This is a genomic window from Pseudactinotalea sp. HY158 (assembly GCF_009660225.1).
GTDB lineage: Bacteria > Actinomycetota > Actinomycetes > Actinomycetales > Beutenbergiaceae > HY158.
Genome location: NZ_CP045920.1, coordinates 1,799,813 through 1,818,196 on the forward strand (window position 1 = coordinate 1,799,813; position 18,384 = coordinate 1,818,196).

Annotated in this window: 15 protein-coding genes and 1 tRNA gene; 7 read left to right on the forward strand and 9 right to left on the reverse strand. The window is 70.6% G+C overall.

Going from position 1 to position 18,384, the window contains the following annotated elements; genetic code table 11:
• Positions 1-274: 274 nt before the first annotated feature.
• Positions 275-505 (reverse strand): hypothetical protein, encoded by a 231-nt coding sequence (locus tag GCE65_RS08040; protein ID WP_153878019.1) that lies wholly within the window; start codon positions 503-505, stop codon positions 275-277.
• 548 nt (positions 506-1,053) lie between these two features.
• Positions 1,054-1,130 (reverse strand) — tRNA-Pro (locus GCE65_RS08045).
• A 230-nt stretch (positions 1,131-1,360) separates the two neighbouring features.
• Between GCE65_RS08045 and GCE65_RS16880 the strand changes: the two genes are divergently transcribed.
• Both GCE65_RS16880 and GCE65_RS08055 read left to right on the forward strand, forming a co-directional pair.
• The gene (locus GCE65_RS16880) at positions 1,361-3,316 is read left to right on the forward strand and encodes an ABC transporter ATP-binding protein (RefSeq protein WP_153878020.1); all 1,956 of its coding nucleotides are present in this window, start codon (positions 1,361-1,363) and stop codon (positions 3,314-3,316) included.
• Complete coding sequence (locus tag GCE65_RS08055; RefSeq protein WP_153878021.1) at positions 3,309-5,285, forward strand: ABC transporter ATP-binding protein; 1,977 nt, start codon at positions 3,309-3,311, stop codon at positions 5,283-5,285. Before GCE65_RS16880 ends, GCE65_RS08055 begins: the two co-directional genes overlap by 8 nt.
• A gap of 123 nt (positions 5,286-5,408) precedes the next feature.
• Here the strand turns inward: GCE65_RS08055 and GCE65_RS08060 are convergent, their stop codons facing one another.
• The 4 genes from GCE65_RS08060 to GCE65_RS08075 all read right to left on the reverse strand — a co-directional run bounded on the left by GCE65_RS08060 (position 5,409) and on the right by GCE65_RS08075 (position 8,359).
• Positions 5,409-6,209: a hypothetical protein gene (locus GCE65_RS08060; protein ID WP_153878022.1), complete on the reverse strand. Its 801-nt coding sequence runs from the start codon at positions 6,207-6,209 to the stop codon at positions 5,409-5,411.
• Positions 6,206-6,838 carry a DUF6318 family protein gene (locus GCE65_RS08065; RefSeq protein WP_153878023.1) on the reverse strand — a complete coding sequence of 211 codons (633 nt, stop codon included), beginning with the start codon at positions 6,836-6,838 and terminating at the stop codon, positions 6,206-6,208. Before GCE65_RS08065 ends, GCE65_RS08060 begins: the two co-directional genes overlap by 4 nt.
• A gap of 82 nt (positions 6,839-6,920) precedes the next feature.
• A complete protein-coding gene (locus GCE65_RS08070) occupies positions 6,921-7,730 on the reverse strand; it encodes a hypothetical protein (protein WP_153878024.1) in 810 nt (269 codons plus the stop codon).
• A complete protein-coding gene (locus GCE65_RS08075; RefSeq protein ID WP_153878025.1) occupies positions 7,727-8,359 on the reverse strand; it encodes a DUF6318 family protein in 633 nt (210 codons plus the stop codon). The genes GCE65_RS08070 and GCE65_RS08075 overlap by 4 nt, the downstream gene beginning before the upstream one ends.
• Positions 8,360-8,485: 126 nt before the next feature.
• Between GCE65_RS08075 and GCE65_RS08080 the strand changes: the two genes are divergently transcribed.
• Together GCE65_RS08080 and GCE65_RS08085 are read left to right on the forward strand one after the other, a co-directional pair.
• Positions 8,486-9,061: a DUF3043 domain-containing protein gene (locus GCE65_RS08080; protein WP_153878026.1), complete on the forward strand. Its 576-nt coding sequence runs from the start codon at positions 8,486-8,488 to the stop codon at positions 9,059-9,061.
• Positions 9,062-9,665: 604 nt separating this feature from the next.
• Positions 9,666-11,276, forward strand: a complete 1,611-nt coding sequence (locus GCE65_RS08085; RefSeq protein WP_194928871.1) for an HNH endonuclease signature motif containing protein — start codon at positions 9,666-9,668, stop codon at positions 11,274-11,276.
• A gap of 226 nt (positions 11,277-11,502) precedes the next feature.
• Here GCE65_RS08085 and GCE65_RS08090 read toward each other — a convergent pair whose 3' ends face one another.
• Genes GCE65_RS08090 through GCE65_RS08100 form a run of 3 tightly spaced genes read right to left on the reverse strand, consistent with a single transcriptional unit; the run spans position 11,503 to position 13,435 of the window.
• Entirely contained in the window at positions 11,503-12,531 is a 1,029-nt protein-coding gene (locus GCE65_RS08090) for a quinone-dependent dihydroorotate dehydrogenase (protein ID WP_153878028.1), read from the reverse strand.
• Positions 12,528-13,055 (reverse strand): hypothetical protein, encoded by a 528-nt coding sequence (locus GCE65_RS16590; protein WP_228760171.1) that lies wholly within the window; start codon positions 13,053-13,055, stop codon positions 12,528-12,530. The genes GCE65_RS08090 and GCE65_RS16590 overlap by 4 nt, the downstream gene beginning before the upstream one ends.
• On the reverse strand, positions 13,052-13,435 hold the full coding sequence (locus GCE65_RS08100; RefSeq protein WP_152819037.1) for a hypothetical protein: 384 nt from the start codon (positions 13,433-13,435) through the stop codon (positions 13,052-13,054). The genes GCE65_RS16590 and GCE65_RS08100 overlap by 4 nt, the downstream gene beginning before the upstream one ends.
• Before the next feature lie 37 nt (positions 13,436-13,472).
• On the opposite strand from GCE65_RS08100, the gene GCE65_RS08105 reads away from it, so the two are divergent.
• From GCE65_RS08105 to sucB, 3 genes are all read left to right on the forward strand, one after another.
• Positions 13,473-14,987: a leucyl aminopeptidase gene (locus GCE65_RS08105; protein ID WP_153878029.1), complete on the forward strand. Its 1,515-nt coding sequence runs from the start codon at positions 13,473-13,475 to the stop codon at positions 14,985-14,987.
• A 167-nt stretch (positions 14,988-15,154) separates the two neighbouring features.
• On the forward strand, positions 15,155-16,522 hold the full coding sequence (gene lpdA, locus GCE65_RS08110; RefSeq protein ID WP_153878030.1) for a dihydrolipoyl dehydrogenase: 1,368 nt from the start codon (positions 15,155-15,157) through the stop codon (positions 16,520-16,522).
• A gap of 24 nt (positions 16,523-16,546) precedes the next feature.
• Positions 16,547-18,346: a 2-oxoglutarate dehydrogenase, E2 component, dihydrolipoamide succinyltransferase gene (sucB, locus tag GCE65_RS08115; RefSeq protein WP_153878031.1), complete on the forward strand. Its 1,800-nt coding sequence runs from the start codon at positions 16,547-16,549 to the stop codon at positions 18,344-18,346.
• Positions 18,347-18,384: the final 38 nt, after the last annotated feature.

Here is an 18,384-nt window from a genome sequence, read left to right on the forward strand (position 1 = left end):
CTCCGAGATGTCGCGGAGTCACGGGCGGCGATGCCAGTTCCCCATGAGGCTACCAGGTATGTGTCAAGAACCATCGAGTTTTGCCCATAGGTGGTCCTAGGGCCCGCCCGGTGGCGGTCAAGAGTCCTGTCTGGTGTTGGCGGCCACGTCCGTTGAGGACGAAGGCGTCGTTCTCGGTGAGGATGTATCGGGTTGAGGGAAGGCCCCACCGGAGGGTTGCCGGTGGGGCCTTGATGGTCACGCTGTCGTGATGGTCCTCATGTCGTCGCGGCGGCTATTCGGCGGTGACCTCGGTGACGGCGGCGCGTGCGGCTGATTCGCCGACGACGGCGTTACCGGCAGAGGCGGCGCCGAGTGCTTGGACGGCGAGGTTGTTGACTGCTCGGCGGGTGCCGCGTCCTACTTGGCGGATCAGGGTGGTGGCGTCATCGGAGAAGATCGGGTCCAAGCGGCCGGCCAGTGCGAGGTGATGAGCGAGGTAGCTCTTCGTCTCGGTCTGGGTCATCAAGGTCAGGGCGTATCGCAGCGCGATGCGTTGGTCCAGGTGTCAGGCGTCGCAGTGGTTGTCGGCTCAGCAACTGGCCGCCCTCGCCGGCAACCCGACCCTGGCCCGGCATCCGGTCGCTACTGATGCAGCATTGATTCTGGGGCTGCGCACACCAGGGGCACGGACGGTCCCGGCCCGGGCGGGCCTGCGAATGCTGTCGAAGCGGTCGCCGCACCGCGATGCCGACCCGTCGGTGGTGGCCTGCCTGGTCCCGCTCGTCGCTTCGCTGCGGGCTGGAACCCAGTACTCCCACCATTTCCCCGGCCCCTTCACACCGAGCCCGGTCAGGATGTCTCGGATCCGCTGGCCAGTGGGTAGATCATCATCCATGCACGTCATGTGTGCGGGATTTTCCGAGAGTGTCCGATGGCGTCTGCTCGGGCCGCCAAAGATGGCGTCCAAGTTGGCGTCCAGGGGGCCTGGCGGGGTGTTGAAGGGGTCCGGGGTGGACAGTGCCCCAGTGTCCTTAAACCGCGTCTTTGCAGGCATTCTCTGCCTCTTTCACATGGTCGGGCTGGCGGGATTTGAACCCACGACCCCTTGACCCCCAGTCAAGTGCGCTACCAAGCTGCGCCACAGCCCGTTCAACCGTGATGAGACTACCGCACGCCCGGCGCCAACCGGTAATCCGCGCGGCCCCGCGGGTGAGACGCACGCCACACCGCCTCACCGTGCCCATGCCGCGCGCCCGTCGAGCGCAGTGCCCGCCGCCCGAAGCAGCCCGACGCGAGTTGAACGGCGCGCGCGAACCGCGGCGGCCGTCGTCCATAATCCTCTCGCCTTCCCCTACACCGAGACCTACGCTGGATACTCGTGCGTGACTTCCCTCCCGAGACCACGGCCTTCACGGCGGGCTCGACCCAACACCCCGACACGCGCTCCCCCGTCCGCTTCCTGCTGTGGCTGCTGCGGGAGCAGGGCTCGGTGCTCTGGTGGACGATCCTGCTCGCCACCCTGTTCGCCCTGCCCGCCGCGGTCGCGCCGTGGGCCCTCGGCAACGTCATCGACTCGGGGATCACGGCTCGCGACACCGGCGCCGTGCTGCTGTGGATCGGCGTGCTCGCCGTCGTCACCCTCGCCGGCGCGCTGACCGGCGGGATCTGGCACATCGCGCAGGTGCGGTCGTGGCTCATCGCCTCGTTCGGCACGATCGGGCTCGTCACGAACAAGTCGACCGAACTCGGGCACGTGCTGCATCGGCGCACACCCACGGGCGAGGTGCTCTCGGTCGCGGGTTCCGATGCCGACCAGTTCGCGGCGTTCCTCGAGGTGACGACCCGCGCGATCGCGAACGCGCTCACCTACCTCGTGGTCGCAGCGATCGTGCTCACGACGAACGTCCGCCTCGGGGTCATCGTGCTGCTCGTGGCGCCGCTGCTCGTGGCCGTCACGGGCCCGATCCTGCGCCCGCTACAGCGTTCCCAGGCGCAGGAGCGCTCCCGCACGTCCGAGCTCACCTCGATGGCCACGGACATCGTGGCCGGCCTGCGGATCCTGCGCGGGGTCGGCGGGGAGGCCACGTTCGGGCGGAACTACGCAGTTCAGTCGCAGCGCGCCCGCGGCGCCGGCGTGCGCGCGGGGGTCTGGGGCGCGGTGGTCGAGGCCGCCGGCGTGCTGCTCTCGGGCCTGTTCGTGGTCGCGCTCATGTACCTGGGCGTGCGCGCCGTGCACGCGGGCGAGCTGAGCATCGGCGGCCTCGTCGCGTTCCTCGGCTACGCGCTCTTCCTCCTCCAACCCATCCGCGTGTTCTTCGAGTTCGTGCAGAAGTTCGTGCGCTCCCTCGTCTCCGCCGAGAAGGCGATCAACATCTTCGCCCACGGCTCGCCCTGGCCGGGCGATCGGAACAGGCGTATGGACGACGCCGCTCCCCTTCTCGATGAGGCCTCCGGCGCGCGGCTCGCGCCGGGGCTGCTGACGATGGTCGTCTCGGCCGACCCGGACGAGGCCGCGGCGCTGGCCGACCGGTTCGGGCGCTACCTGCCGGCGGAGGCCGAACCCACCTCGCTCGACGCCGGCGAGGACCTCACGGGCCGGGCCGCGAGGACCGCCCGCCGGGCGAACGCGCGCCGGCGGCGGGCGGCGGCCGAACACGACCACGCCCGGGCGCACGCCCCCTGGGGGGTCCGGCTCGGCGACGTGGACCTGGCGGAGGCGTCGATCGAGCAGGTGCGGGCCGCGATCCTGGTGAGCGACACAGGATCGACCGTGTTCGCCGGCACCCTCCAGCAGGCCCTCGATCCGACCGGGCGACTCACACGCGAGCAGGCCGAGGACGCGCTGGCGGCCGCGGCCGGCGAGGACGTCTACGACGCGACCCCGGGTGGCTGGCAGGGCCGGCTGGATGAGCGTGGCCGTGGCCTCTCGGGCGGGCAGCGCCAGCGGCTCGTGCTCGCCCGGGCCCTCGCCGCGGACGCGCCGATCCTCGTGCTGGTCGAGCCGACCTCGGCGGTGGACGCCCACACCGAGGCGGTCATCGCCGACCGCCTTCCCGCGGCGCGGGCCGGACGCACGACCGCCGTCATGACCGTCTCTCCGCTGCTGCTGCGCCACGCCGACGAGGTCCAACTCCTCGCCGGCGGGCGGATCGTCGAGCGGGGAACGCACGCGGACCTGTTCGCGACCAGCCCCCGGTACCGGGCCGTGGTCATGCGCGGCTCCGACGAACTCGACGGTGCGGCAGGCTCCGGCCCGGGATCGCCTCGCGCGGGCCGGCCGAGCTCAACGGTCCCGGATGTGGGCGGCGGGCAGTGCGGAGGCCGCGATGACTGAGCCGAGTGCAGTGCGCGATGCGCTCTCGAACGACCTGCGCGCGGACTCCGCGCGCACCTGGCTGGCCGCGGCCGACCCCGCCCCCGCCACGGACCGACCGGTCACCGGCGCGCCCGCGGAACCGGGCGCCGTCCGTAATCCACGCGCCCGGTGGCGCGCCTACCAGGCGCGGCACGCAGCCCGGCGGCGGCGCGCCCAGGAGCATCGGGCCCGCGCCTTCGATCCGGACAAGGGCCTGCCGGTGGCTACGAGCGGCCAGGTCGTCTCGTTCCTGGGCGGGCTGTTCTCGTCGCGGAAGGCGATCGTGGCGGGCCTCGTGCTCGCCAACGCCGCCGCTGCGGCCACGGCCCTCGCCGTCCCGAAGCTGTTGGGCGACCTCGTGAACACGACGACGGTCGCGGGCGGAGCAGGCGAGGATTCGGCGGTGCTGCGCCTCGTCGCGATCGTCACGGTGCTGCTCGTGCTGCAGACGGCGCTCACGTTCACGGCGCGGGCGGTCGCGGCGATGCTCGGCCAGGACGTGCTCGCCCAGGCGCGCGAGTACGTGATCCGGTCGGTGCTGCGGCTGCCGCTGGGAACGGTCGAATCGGCCTCGACCGGCGACCTGGTCACGCGGGTGACCCGCGACGTCAATTCGATGAGCGCCACGGTGCGCTGGGCGCTGCCGGAGGGCATCATCGCCGTGATCACCGTCGCGCTGACGATGGTCGCGATGGTGATCAACTCCTGGCTGCTGGCGCTGCCCTCGCTCGTGCTCGCCGGGCTCGCGACCCTGCAGGTGCGCCGGTACCTCCGCGAGGCGCCGACGGCGTACCTGTACGAGGGGGCCACCTATTCCCGGATCAACACCACCCTGACCGAGACCGTCGAGGGGGCCCGGACCCTCGAGGCGCTGCGCCTGGGCCGGCGGCGGCGTCGTCATGGCCGGGAGGATCTCGAGACCTCCGGGCAGGCCGAGCGATACGGACTCTCGCTGCGGGTCGTGCTGCTGACGGTCATGGACACGGCCTTCTCGTTGCCGCGGGTGATCACGCTGGCGATCGGCGCGTGGGCATACTTCGAGGGCCGGCTCGACCTCGGGCAGATCACCACGGGGATGCTGTACGTGGAAGCGTTCTACGGGCCCTTCGACCGGCTCGTGGTCACGATCGACAACCTGCAGGTGGGGATCGCCTCGACCACCCGGCTCCTCGGGCTGGCCTCCGTGCCGCCGGACCGTCAGGCGGGCGACGCGCTGCCGCTCGACCGGCAGCTGGCGGGGACGGGTCTGCGGTACGCCTATCGCGAGGGTGAGGACGTGCTCCACGGCATCGACCTGAACCTGCGGACCGGGGAGCGGCTCGCGATCGTCGGCCCCTCGGGCTCCGGGAAGTCGACGCTGGGCCGGCTGCTCTCCGGGATCCACGGTCCCCGGGCCGGATCGGTGCAGGTCGGCGGGGCGGATCTCATCCAGCTCCCGCTCGAGCGGCTGCGCCGAGAGGTCGCCCTCGTGACGCAGGAGCACCACGTGTTCCGCGGCACGGTCCGCGACAACGTCGTGCTGGCCCGGGAGGGCGCGGGCGACGACGCCGTTATTGCGGCGCTGGCGACCGTGGATGCGTGGCGCTGGGTGCAGGCGCTTCCCGGCGGGCTCGACACCGTGCTCGGCTCGGGATCCCAGGCGCTCACGCCCGCGCAGTCCCAGCAGATCGCGCTCGCCCGGCTCATTCTCGCCGACCCGCACACCCTCGTGCTCGACGAGGCCACCTCGCTCATCGATCCGCGCACGGCCCGGCACCTCGAGGGGTCCATGAACGCCCTGCTCGACGGCCGAACCGTCGTGGCGATCGCCCACCGGTTGCACACCGCGCACGACGCGGACCGGATCGCCGTGGTGCAGGAGGGTCGGATCGTCGAACTCGGTTCGCATGAGGAGCTCATGGGCGCGGGCGGCGAATACGCGGCGTTGTGGCGGGCGTGGACCTCGTGAGCCGTTCCGGTGCAGGGGTGTGATCGGCCTCGCGGCCGGCCTCTTCCGTCGACGTGGGCACGTCGCGGTGGGGAGGTCGACCGCGTCGCCGGTGGCCGTTATGTCGCAGGACATCGGTGGCGGCTACTCCCCCGCGACGAGGCGGTTTTGTTTGGTGATGGTCTCGATCGGGGTGCCGTGGCCGGTGGTGAGGCCTTGGCCGCGGACGGCGAACCAGCCTCCGATTCCCTCGATCCAGACGCGTCCGACCCAGCGGGTCGCGAGTTCGGGGGTCACGGTGGCCTGGGAGGTGTAGGTGTGGGTGATCGTGTGCTGCGGGTAGGCCTGGCCCGGGTCGGTCGTGGTGACCGGGTCGGTGTCGTCGCCGAAGTCCCATACGTACTGGACGGGTTCGACCTCGAGCACGACACGGCGATCGAGCAGGGTCGTGGAGAAGCGCTGAACCGTCGGTTCGGTGTAGAAGATCGTGTACATCCCCACCAGCACCTGGCCACCGGCGGGCTGGACGTGGATCGGTGACGGCTCGATCGTGAACGTCGCCAGTTCGATTCGTGCCAGCACCGCAGCGACGATGTCGATCGGCTCCTCCGGTGGGCCCGCGGCCCACGGGTCGTCCGAGTTCAGCTCGAACTCGATCCCGCAGTACAACCGGTCCCCCAGACTCGAACACTGCGACAACCACCGATCCGCATCCACCGGATCGCCCGGCTCATCCACCGCAGCACCACCAGGCTCCCACTCGGGCGCACCGCCGTTCCCAGATCGAGGATCTTGAGGCTTTGGATGTGGGGCGCCGCCCGGGTCGCCGAGGCCGACATTTGCGGTATCTCCGTCAACGTTCGCTTCAAACGGATTGTCGAGATCTCCGTCCGGAATTAGTGTGCCCATGGCCAATGCGATGGCGATCAGACCGACTGTCTTCATTGGGCATCAATTCCTGAAAAGTAGCCAATTGCTCTCCAGTCGTCAAAATGTTGCATGATGATCCTGGCGTCCTGCTGGCTTAACGCTTTTACGGACGATTCGAGACCGCTCTCGGAGTACACGGTGCCGGCTGAGACCTCGATGTCGAGTGTTACTTCGTATGCCAAATCGTCGATGGTCCGCTTCGCGGTCAGGTGTCGAGGAGTCGCGATCAATCCTGTAAGCCATTGGCCGGCGTCGTAGCGCGCGGAAAATTGGCTCGCAGTCTTGGTGCAAAAATCACAACTTGTATGGCCCATGGCGAGAAAGCTTTCGACGTCTCCGGTCGACGCCGCATAGTTGTACAGGTCGAAGAAGTATTCGGCTGCGGCGATGGCGCCCTTCTTGCCGGTGTCTTCCATCGCGGCGGGTCGTTCCGGTTTGGGAAGCGGACTCGGTTCGGTTACCGGCTCCTCGCTGGGCGTCGTCTGCTCGGTCGTCGGTGGCTCCGTCGTCGTCGGGCCTGCCGTGTCTGTGGTCGGCGGGCCGGCCGACGGCTCGTCGCCGCCCGAGCAGCCCGTCACCAGCATGGTCCCCGCGAGGATCGTCGCCGCGATCCCCGTTCGTCTGCTCCCGACTCTGGTCAGCATCACCCCACGGTAGACACTCGGGGTCGATCTCGCAGCCACCCCGGCTGCCCTGTGGACAGCTTGGCCCCGATCAGTGCGAGCGTCACCGACCGGCGACGAGGCGGTTTTGTTTGGTGATGGTCTCGATCGGGGTGCCGTGGCCGGTGGTGAGGCCTTGGCCGCGGACGGCGAACCAGCCTCCGATTCCCTCGATCCAGACGCGTCCGACCCAGCGGGTCGCGAGTTCGGGGGTCACGGTGGCCTGGGAGGTGTAGGTGTGGGTGATCGTGTGCTGCGGGTAGGCCTGGCCCGGGTCGGTCGTGGTGACCGGGTCGGTGTCGTCGCCGAAGTCCCATACGTACTGGACGGGTTCGACCTCGAGCACGACACGGCGATCGAGCAGCCTCGTGGAGAAGCGCTGAACCGTCGGTTCGGTGTAGAAGATCGTGTACATCCCCACCAGCACCTGGCCACCGGCGGGCTGGACGTGGATCGGTGACGGCTCGATCGTGAACGTCGCCAGCTCGATTCGTGCCAGCACCGCAGCGACGATGTCGATCGGCTCCTCCGGTGGGCCCGCGGCCCATGGGTCGTCCGAGTTCAGCTCGAACTCGATCCCGCAGTACAACCGGTCCCCCAGACTCGAACACTGCGACAACCACCGATCCGCATCCACCGGATCGCCCGGCTCATCCACCGCAGCACCACCAGGCTCCCAATCCGGCGCACCGCCGGCGCTCCGATCAGCACCAGGATTATGCTGGTCGACCTCGCCAATTCCTATCGTCGCTTGGTCGCCGTCAGTGTTCCCTTTCCACGCCGTATCGGGGTCATCCCAGTCGTCGAAGCTGGTATCTAGCCCGAGCCCGGCGATCCCCACGAGTGTCATCGCAACTGCCAGAGCGCGGATCATTCTATCTCCGTTCCCGAAAAGAGAGCCACGACCTGCCAATCCGCAAAATGTTGAACGACGATACGTGTGCCGACCTCTTGGCTTTCACCGTATCGTTTGACTAGACCCTCGTTCGTGTAGGAGGCTCCGCTGTCAAGATTTAAGTCGAAAGCTACCTCATATGCCAAGTCATCAATGGTGCGAGTGGCGACCGGGTTAGAAATATGAGCCGATATTCCAACAATCCAACCATCGTTGCTGTAAACGTCCTTAAATGTTGCGGTCATCGCGTTGCAGAAATCGCACGCGTCACGGCCCATAGCTTGAAAGTCGGATATATCTCCAGTGGAGGCGGCGTAATTGTGAAGCTCGAGAAAGTATTCGGCTGCGGCGATGGCGCCCTTTGCACCGGTGTCGTCCATCGCGGCGGGCCTTTCCGGTTTGGGAAGCGGATTCGGTTCGGGTACCGGCTCCTCGCTGGGCGTCGTCTGTTCGGTCGTCGGTGGCGCCGTCGTCGTCGGGCCTGCCGTGTCTGTGGTCGGCGGGCCGGCCGACGGCTCGTCGCCGCCCGAGCAGCCCGTCACCAGCATGGTCCCCGCGAGGATCGTCGCCGCGATCCCCGTTCGTCTGCTCCCGACTCTGGTCAGCATCACCCCACGGTAGACAATCCGACCCGATCCCGCAGCACGCCGACGGCCCCTGTGCACAACCTCGTCGGCCACCGGGCGCACAGCCTCGCCGTCTGCCCCGGCCCACATGCCCAGTAGACTGGCCGTGTGTTCGGACGCAAGAAGTCGGCTGAGGCCGCCCCGGTTGAAGAGACGCCCCTGCTCGGCGGGAAGGGCCGTCCCACGCCCTCCCGCAAGGAGGCGGAGGCTCGCAATCGCTCTCCCCTGATCTCGGCGGATCCGAAGGCCGACAAGCGCGCGGCACGCGAAGCGGCACGGATCGAGCGCATGAAGGTGAACGAGGCCCTGGTCACGGGCGATGAGCAACATCTCCCTGCGGCCCACCGCGGCCCCGTCCGGCGCTATATCCGCGACTCCGTCGACGCCCGATTCATGCTCGGCGAGTGGTTCTTCCCGCTGACCCTCGTGATCGTGCTCGTGCTCCTCGTGGCCCAGAGCGTCCTCTCCCCCGAGGCGGGCGTCCTCATCCTCATCGCTCTCTACGTCGTGGTGCTGGCCACCCTCGCCCACGCCGTCTGGGTCTCGTTCGCGATCAAGAAGGAACTGATCAAGAAGTTCGGGTCGGCGCGGGGCACCCACATGTACGCGGTGGGCCGCGCGATGCAGATGCGCCGGATGCGCCTGCCCAAGCCGCAGGTCAAGAGGGGCGAGTTCCCGCACTGAGCGGGAGGCGACCGGTTCCGGTCCTCGCTCACGCGTACGGACGACGCCCGCGGCCTCGTGCGGTCGACCCCCGTCGCATGGGGTAGCCCGCCGTACCCCCGGCGGCGCGCCGGCTGCGGCCGGCGGCGGTCGGCTCATGCGCGCCCTCGCGCGTGAGTCCACGGCTCCGGTCGTCGGGTAGGCCGGGCGGGCCCGCGGCTCACCCTGTTCACGTCGCCCCGTGGTGTCGGGAGGCCGAGACGACGCTCTCCCACCCTCTCGCATGCGCGCTGGTCCCGCGGGCACTCGCACCAGCGCGTCCGTGGCATCGTGATCGACCGCCCACGTCTCCGGGAGGGTGGGGTCGACGTCACGCGACGCGGGAGTTGACCAGGTGTCGCTCGAAGTCCGGCCTGCCCGGCGCCGTCTCACAAGCCGATCGGGTCCTGATCCCGCCGGCCCTTGATGCGAGTCGGGCAGCGGAACGGGGGCGCGCCGCGGGGTACACGGTCGTGGCGAGACTGTCTCGGGTCGATATCGCGCCAACCCTTGTGATTAGCACATCTGTTCGATAGTATGGATGGTGATGGTTCCCGCTGACGGAGGCGAAAGGAGCGTGGTGATCATGACGATCGTGAGGCCCGGCTCCGCGCCGGGCGACCGCCCCGCATCGGGGGACAGTCGTGTGACCGAGTCCCCGGACGAGGACCTCAGCACGGGTGACACCGCAGTTCGCCGGCGCGACGGTCAGGTGGCAGACGCCGCCGCGGTCGCCGCCCTGGAACGGCTCACGGACGAGGTGGAGGCCCTGGCCGGACTGGACTGGGCCGGCGCCCCGGGGCAGTCCGCGCTCGATGCCCTCACCGGCGTGGAGCAGCTGACCCGCCGGCTCGAGGCACTGCAGGCACGGGTGACCGCCGCTGCCGAATCCGACGGACTGTGGGCTCTGGACGGGTCGCGGACCCTGCCGGTCTGGCTCCAGACCCATACGGGTGCCAGCCGCGGGAGCGCGCTGCGGACGGTGCGGACCGCGCGCAGCCTGCGCGACCACCTCCCGGGTACATTCGACGCGCTGCGCGCCGGGCAGGTCGGCGCCGACCACGTCGCTGTTCTCGTACGCGAGACCACGCGGACCGGGCGGATGCGCGAACAGCTCCGCAGCGACGAGGCCGGAGAGGACTTCCTCCTGAGTCATGCCCGGGGTCTCGACGCCACCACGTTCGCCCGGATCGGCCAGGCCTGGGCGATCGCCGCCGATCCGCAGGCGGCGGACCGCGCCTGGCGCGAGGACGGCGCGAAGGAGCAGGTCACGTTGGCCGAGACCACCGGCGGCTATCACCTGACCGGCTGGCTCGACCCCGGAAGCGGGCGCCTCGTGCAGGAGGCGCTCTCGGCGCACCTGGGCCGGCCCAGCGCTGACGACGCCCGCACCCCCGCCCAACGACGCGCCGCAGCCCTCACCTCCCTCGCGCAGGAATCGCTCACCGCCGGGCGGCAGCAGTCCTCCGCTCGGATTCGGCCCCACCTGACCATCACGGTCCCCTGGCTCACCCTTGAGGCCATGGTCGCCGCCGCCGGCAGTGTCGGCAATGTCGGCACTGTCGGCACTGTCGGCAGTGTCGGCAGTGCCGACCCCGGCGCGCCGCAGTCCGACACGACGCGCCCCCCTGAGGAGACGGAGGCCACGGGGGCCACGGGAGACGCTGAGGACATGGAGGACACGTGGGCGCGGGCCCGAACGTCCGACGACGACGCCGTGATCTCCACTCGGCTCGACACCGGGCGGATGCGCGGACTGGAACCGGCGACCTTCCCCGACGGAACGCCGTTGGCACCGGCGCAACTGGCTCGGTTCGCCTGTGATTCGTCCCTGGCCCGGGTCGTGTTCGGTCCCGAGTCCACGGTGCTGGACGTCGGCCGCGAACAGCGCATCTTCCCGGCGAATCAGGCCCGCGCGGTCATCGCTCGGGATCGACATTGTCAGTATCCAGGCTGCCACGAACCACCGGGATTCGGCGAGATCCACCACTCGCTGTGGTGGGGAAGACACGACGGCCCCACCGCCGTGAGCCACGGGATCCTCCTGTGCTGGACCCATCACGAGCTCGTCCACCGACGCGAGATCACGATCGCCCGCCGGGACGGCCACTGGCGTTTCACCCGCATCGACGGCAGCACGATCACGGCACCCGAACATGCCTACCCGGCTGACGCGGGCTCGCCCCCGCGGCACTGATGTCGACCTCGGGACCCCTACCCGGGACCCCTACCCGGGACCCCTACCCGGGACCCCTACCCGGGACCACTACCCGGGACCACTGCTCGGGCGGGCTGCTGCGACCCACCACTCGAGAGCGCCCGCGCAGGGTCGCCGCATGATCCGCCGTAGCCCCGTAGCCCCGTAGCCCCGTGGCTCAGTGGCTCCGTGGGCCACTGGCCCAGTGGCTCAGTTCCTCAGCGGCTCAGCGAGGCCCCGCGGCCTCCCTGTTGATCCGCCCGGGCCAGGTCGGGCCCCCATAGATGAAGCCGGTGTAGGCCTGTGTCAGGTCGGCGCCGGCCGCGAGGTAGGCGCGCACGTCGGTGGCCGAGCTGATCCCGCCCATTCCGATGATCAACGGTCCCACGCCGAGCCGCCGGCGCAGCCGGGAGACCACGGTGAGTCCGCGCTCGAGGAGCAGCGGGCCGCTCATTCCGCCCGCGCCGTGGTCGTGGTCGATCGTCGTGTTCACGGCGCTCACGCCCGCCAGGCCGAGCTCGCGCGCCAGGTCCGCGACCGCGTCGATATCGGCATCGGCCAGGTCCGGGGCGATCTTCACCAGCACCGGCACGTCGCGCCCCGCCGCATACGCCGCCTGCTGAGTCACGGCGTCCAGGATCGGCCGCAGGGACTCGGAGGCCTGCAGGTCCCGCAGCCCCGGCGTGTTCGGCGACGACACGTTCACCACGAGATAGTCCACGAACGGGGCGAGCCGGCGTGCGCTGAACACGTAGTCTCCGACGGCCTCGCTCGCCGGTGTCACCTTCGATTTGCCGATATTCGCCCCGAGCACGAGCGCCTTGCCGGCCGGGGTGCGCCGCAGTCGCCGCAGCCGTGCGGCCGCGGCGACCGCGCCCTCGTTGTTGAAGCCCATCCGGTTGACGATCGCCCGCTCCTGCGGAAAACGGAACATCCGCGGACGCTCGTTCCCGGGCTGCGGCCGCGCCGTCACGGTGCCGACCTCGACGAACGCGAACCCCATCGCCGCGAGCCCGAGCGCCATCCGGGCGTCCTTGTCGAACCCGGCCGCGATCCCCAGCGGCCCGGCCAGCTCCCGGCCCCACGCCCGCGTGGCGCCACCGGGCGTACCGTCCGTGCGGGTCAGGGCCGCCGAGACGACGGGCCGCAGCGGCGCCCTCCCGGCGGCCGCGATGAGCGCGGCCGCACCGTGGTGGGCGCGTTCGGGATCCATCCGCACGAGGACCTTGTCGAACAGCTTCCGATAGGGGCTCACGCCTTCTCCTGTCGTTCGTCTCGATTCGCACGCTGACGGACGGCGCCCGCCCGGCCCGAGCGATGTGTGTCGCCGGCCGCTATCCGACCGGGGCTCGACCGCCACAACCAGGTGATGCCGAGGACCGGCAGCACGAGCGGCACGAATCCGTAGCCGCGCCCGTACAACGACCACACCGAGTCGTGCTGGAACAGTTCGGGATGGGTGAGGCTGAGAGTGCCCACGAGCACCACGCCGACCAGTTCGATCGCCACCGCGATCCAGCCCACGCGGCGCATCCGCCTGCCGTTGTGGGCGAGGGCGATCGTGGCCGCGATGTACACGAGCGCCGAGAAGGCCGACAGCGTGTACGCCAGCGGTGCCTCCGAGGAGTCCCGGATCAACTGCACGCTCGCCCGCGCGCTCGCCGCCAGGGCGAACACGCCGTAGGCGGCGATGAGCGCCCGGCCGGCGCCGTAGGCGGGCCTGCGGGTGTCGGGTACGGCGGCGCCGGCCGCGGGGTCGCCGTCGAGCGGGGCGTTCACGGGGCACCGATCTGGGTGATCGCGCCGAGCGTGCCCCACAGCTGCAGCAGGCGCAGCTGCACGACGGCGAAGGCGACCCCCGCCACGATGAGCACGACCGAACTCCACCTCGTCCGCTCGGCGATCGCCCACACCCCGGCGAGCGGGAACAGCAGCGCCGCCGCGATGAAGTAGCCCCAGAAGGTGACCCCGTCGGCGATCTCGTGGCCGCGGCCGAGCTGGATGCCGGCGACGATCATCGTGGCGAACAGGAGCACGAGGATCCCGCCGGCGACGATGAGTTGCTTGAAGACGACGGGCTGATCGCGGGCGGTGCGCAGACCGGCCCACGCCGCCAGGCCCAGGGAACAGGCGAAGAGAATCCAGTTGAGGAACGGCACAACCGATGATCCTAGTGGACTCGCCTAGGATGACCCGGTGACCAACATCGATGTGACTTCGAAGGATCCGGCTCGAGTGAGCGCCGACGCCCTGGTGGTGGCGGTCGCCGCGGGCACCACCGCGCGCCTGGCGAACGCCGGCATGTTCGCCCCCGCCGCCCGCGCGGCGCTGGAGCAGGCGATCGCCGTGCTCGAGGTGACCGGGAAGGCCGACGAGGTCGTCCGACTGCCCGCCCCGGAGCCGGTCGCCGCCCGGCTCGTGGCCTTCACCGGCCTCGGCGATCTCGCGGAGGCCGAGGAGCCCTCGCTCGAGAGCCTGCGCCGCGCCGCCGGCGCCGCCACCCGCGCACTCCCGGGCAGGGACGGCGCCGTGCTCGCGCTGCCGGCCCACTCCCCCGAGCAGCTCGGCGCGGTCGCCGAGGGCGCCCTCCTCGGCGCCTACCGGGTGCGCCCCGAGCTCGAGGCGAGGGGCGGGAAGAGCCGCGCGGCGTCGTCCGAAGGCACACTCCCCCTCGGCCACGTGACGGTCGCCACCCCACTCAAGCCCAAGCAGACCAAGGACGCCCTGGCCCGCGCCCGGGTCGTCGCCGCCGCCGTCCACGGCACCCGCGACCTGGTCAACACCCCGCCGAACGTGCTGTTCCCCGAGAGCTTCGCCGATCGTGCGCGCGCCCTCGTCAAGGGCACGGGGATCAAGATGACCGTGGTCGCGGGCGACGACCTGCGCGCGGGTGGTTACGGCGGCCTCGTCGGCGTCGGCCAGGGGTCGCAGCGCGGTCCGCGCCTGGTCAAGCTGAGCTACACCCCCGCCAAGCCGGCCGCACACTACGCGCTCGTGGGCAAGGGCATCACGTTCGACTCGGGCGGGCTCTCGATCAAGCCCGCCGCGGGGATGGAGACCATGAAGTCCGACATGGCGGGCGCCGCGGCGGTGCTGCACACCGTCCTCGCCGCCGCCGCGCTGGGCGTGGGTGTGCGCGTGACCGGCTGGCTCGCCCTCGCCGAGAACATGCCCTCGGGAACGGCCCAGCGCCCCTCCGACGTCATCACCATCCGGGGCGGCACGACCGTCGAGGTGCTCAACACCGACGCCGAGGGCCGCCTCGTGCTCGCCGACGCACTCGTGGCCGCGGGCGAGGAGGATCCGGACGTGGTCGTCGACATCGCCACGTTGACGGGTGCGCAGATGGTCGCGCTCGGCAACCAGGTGAGTGCGGTCATGGGCACCGACGATGCCCGCGAGCACGTGATCGCGGCCGCGGATGCCGCCGGCGAGCAGATGTGGCCGATGCCGCTGCCGGTCGCGTTGCGCGCCTCCCTCGACTCGGCCGTGGCCGACCTGGCCAATATCGGTGAGCGGTTCGGGGGCATGCTCGTGGCCGGCCTCTTCCTCAAGGAGTTCACGGGCTCGCGGCCGTGGGCGCACCTCGACATCGCGGGCCCCTCGTTCAACAGCGGCAAGCCGCGCCACTACGAGGCCGAGGGTGGCACGGGCGCCGGGGTGCGCACGCTGCTGACACTCCTGGAGAATGCGGCCCGCCGGGCCGCGTGACGCATCCCACCCAGATCGCCACTCCATAGAGCTGGGGGCCCAGTGCCGGTGATGACAAGATGGACTGGAGCAGAACGACCATCGGTGTGGACGGCGACACTCGACCGCACCGGTCTGACACAATCCCATAGAGCGGCGGATCGCCGCGGGAGAACTGAGGAGCGAGCGTGAGCCAGACCTACGACCTCGTCATCCTGGGCGCCGGCAGCGGCGGTTATGCCGCGGCCCTTCGGGGAGCCGAGCTCGGAATGAGCGTTGCCCTGGTGGAAGCCGACAAGGTGGGCGGCACGTGCCTCCACCGCGGCTGTATCCCCACGAAGGCGTTGCTGCATGCGGCGGAAGTGGCCGATTCGGCCAAGTCGAGCGGCGACTTCGGCGTGCAGGCCACGTTCGAAGGTATCGACATGCCCAAGGTGAACAGCTACAAGGACGGGGTCGTCTCCCGCCTGTACAAGGGCCTCGCAGGCCTCGTCTCCGCCCGCAAGGTGGAGCTCGTGCAGGGCTGGGGCACCCTGACCGGCCCGAACACCGTGCAGGTCGGCGACCGCACCCTCACGGGCAAGAACATCGTGCTCGCCTCCGGCTCCTACGCGCGATCGCTGCCGGGCCTGGAGATCGGCGGCCGGGTCATCACCTCGGATCAGGCGCTCACCCTCGACTACGTCCCGGGCAGCGCCGTCATCCTCGGGGGCGGCGTCATCGGGGTGGAGTTCGCCAGCGTCTGGCGCTCCTTCGGCGCCGAGGTGACCGTGGTCGAGGCGCTCCCGAACCTCGTACCGAACGAGGACATCGCGCTGAGCAAGGGCCTCGAGCGGGCGTTCCGCAAGCGCGGCATCAAGGCATCGACCGGCGTCCGTTTCGCCGGCGTCGAGCAGAACGACCAGGGCGTCGTCGTCAGCCTCGAGGACGGCACGACCCTCGAGGCCGAGGTGCTGCTCGTGGCCGTCGGCCGCGGCCCCGCCACGGCCGACCTCGGCTACGAGGCGCAGGGCCTGCGCATGGAGCGCGGTTTCGTGCTCACCGACGACAACCTCCACACCGGCGTCGGCAACATCTACGCCGTCGGAGACATCACTCCGGGCCTGCAGCTCGCCCACCGCGGCTTCGCGCACGGCATCTTCGTGGCCGAGCACATCGCCGGGCTGAACCCGATGCCGATCGTCGAGTCGGGAATCCCCCGCGTCACCTACTGCGAGCCCGAGGTCGCCTCCGTCGGCCTGACCGAGGCCGAGGCCAAGGAGGCCCACGGCGAGGTCGAGACCGTCGAGTACAACCTCGCCGGCAACGGCAAGAGCTCCATCCTCGGCACGACCGGCTTCGTCAAGCTCGTCCGCGCCAAGGACGGCCCGATCGTCGGCGTCCACATGCTCGGCACCCGCATGGGTGAGCAGGTCGGAGAGGGGCAGCTCATCGTCAACTGGGAGGCCTACCCCGAAGACGTGGCCAACCTCATCCACGCCCACCCGACGCAGAACGAGGCCCTGGGCGAGGCCGCGCTGGCACTCGCCGGCAAGCCGCTGCACTCCCACAACTGAAGTCCGCAAAGGAGACTCATCCTCATGTCACAGTCTGTGAAGATGCCGGCCCTCGGCGAGAGCGTCACCGAAGGCACCGTCACCCGTTGGCTGAAGTCCGTGGGTGACACCATCGAGGTCGACGAGCCGCTGCTCGAGGTCGCGACCGACAAGGTCGACACCGAAGTTCCCTCCCCGGTCGCCGGCGTGATCGAGAAGATCCTCGTGGAGGAGGACGAGACCGTCGAGGTCGGGACCGACCTGGTCCTCATCGGCGACGGCTCCGGCGCCGGCGCGGAGTCCGCTCCCGCCGAGCCCGCGCAGTCCGCCCCGGCCTCCCCGGCCCCGGAGCCGGCACCGCAATCAGCACCGGCGTCGGCGCCCGCCTCCGCGGCAGCGGCCCCCGCTCCCGCCGAACAATCCGCTCCCGCCGAGCCGTCCGCCCCCGCCGGCGGCGGCAGCAGCGGTGAGGCCATCACGATGCCTGCCCTCGGTGAGAGTGTGACCGAGGGAACCGTGACGCGCTGGCTCAAGGCCGTCGGCGAGGACGTCGCCCTGGACGAGCCGCTGCTCGAGGTGGCGACCGACAAGGTCGACACCGAGGTCCCCTCGCCGGTCGAGGGCACCCTGCTGGAGATCGTCGTCGGGGAGGACGAGACCGTCGAGGTCGGCACGACCCTCGCCTACGTCGGCTCCGGGGCCCCGGCCCCCGCCGCGTCGGCACCAGCCGCCCCGGCCAGTGCCGCGCCGGCCGCCTCGGCTCCCGCAGCGCCTGCCGCCTCGGCGGCTCCGGCGCCCGCAGCACCCGCCGCCTCGGCTCCCGTGCCGGCACCCGCGGCTCCTGCCGCGTCCGCTGCCGCTCCGAGCACACCGGCGCCGGCGGCCGTGGCCGCGTCGTCCTACGTGACCCCGCTCGTGCGCAAGCTCGCCGCGGACAACGGTGTGGACCTGTCGTCGGTGACCGGCACCGGCGTCGGCGGACGGATCCGCAAGCAGGACGTGCTCGAGGCCGCCGAGGCCCGCAAGGCGGCCGAAGCCGCCCAGGCGGCCCGGTCGACCCAGTCGGCGGCTGCCCCTGCGGCGCAGTCGGTCCCGGCCAAGCCGAGCACGAAGCAGCCGGTCTCGCCGCTGCGCGGCACCCGCGAGCCCATGTCCCGGCTCCGTAAGGTCGTCGCGTCCCGGATGGTGGAGTCGCTGCAGACGAGCGCGCAGCTCACCACCGTGCTCGAGGTCGACATGACCAACGTGGCCCGTCTCCGGGCCCGCGCGAAGGACGAGTTCCTGGCCCGGGAGGGCGCCAAGCTCACCTACCTGCCGTTCTTCACGCTCGCCGCGACCGAGGCGCTCAAGGCCTACCCGAAGCTCAACGCGAGCATCGACGGCGACGAGATCGTCTACCACGGCTCCGAGAACCTCGGCATCGCGGTCGACACCGAGCGCGGCCTCGTGGTGCCCGTGATCAAGGACGCCGGCGACCTGAACATCGGTGGGTTCGCCCGGAAGATCGGCGACCTCGCCGCCCGGACCCGGTCGAACAAGGCCGGACCGGACGAGCTGAGCGGCGGCACGTTCACGATCACGAACACGGGCAGCGGCGGGGCGCTCTTCGACACCCCGATCCTGCTGCAGCCACAGGTCGGCATCCTCGGTGTCGGCACGATCGTCAAGCGGCCCGTCGTCGTCGCCGACGACTACGGCGCCGACATGATCGCGATCCGCCACATGGTCTACCTCGCGATCTCCTACGACCACCGGCTCGTGGACGGCGCCGACGCGGCGCGATTCCTCACCGCGATCAAGAACCGGCTCGAAGAGGGCGCGTTCGAGGCCGACCTGGGCCTCTGACCCTCCGCGCACCGGCGCACCGACTCGAAGGGGACCCC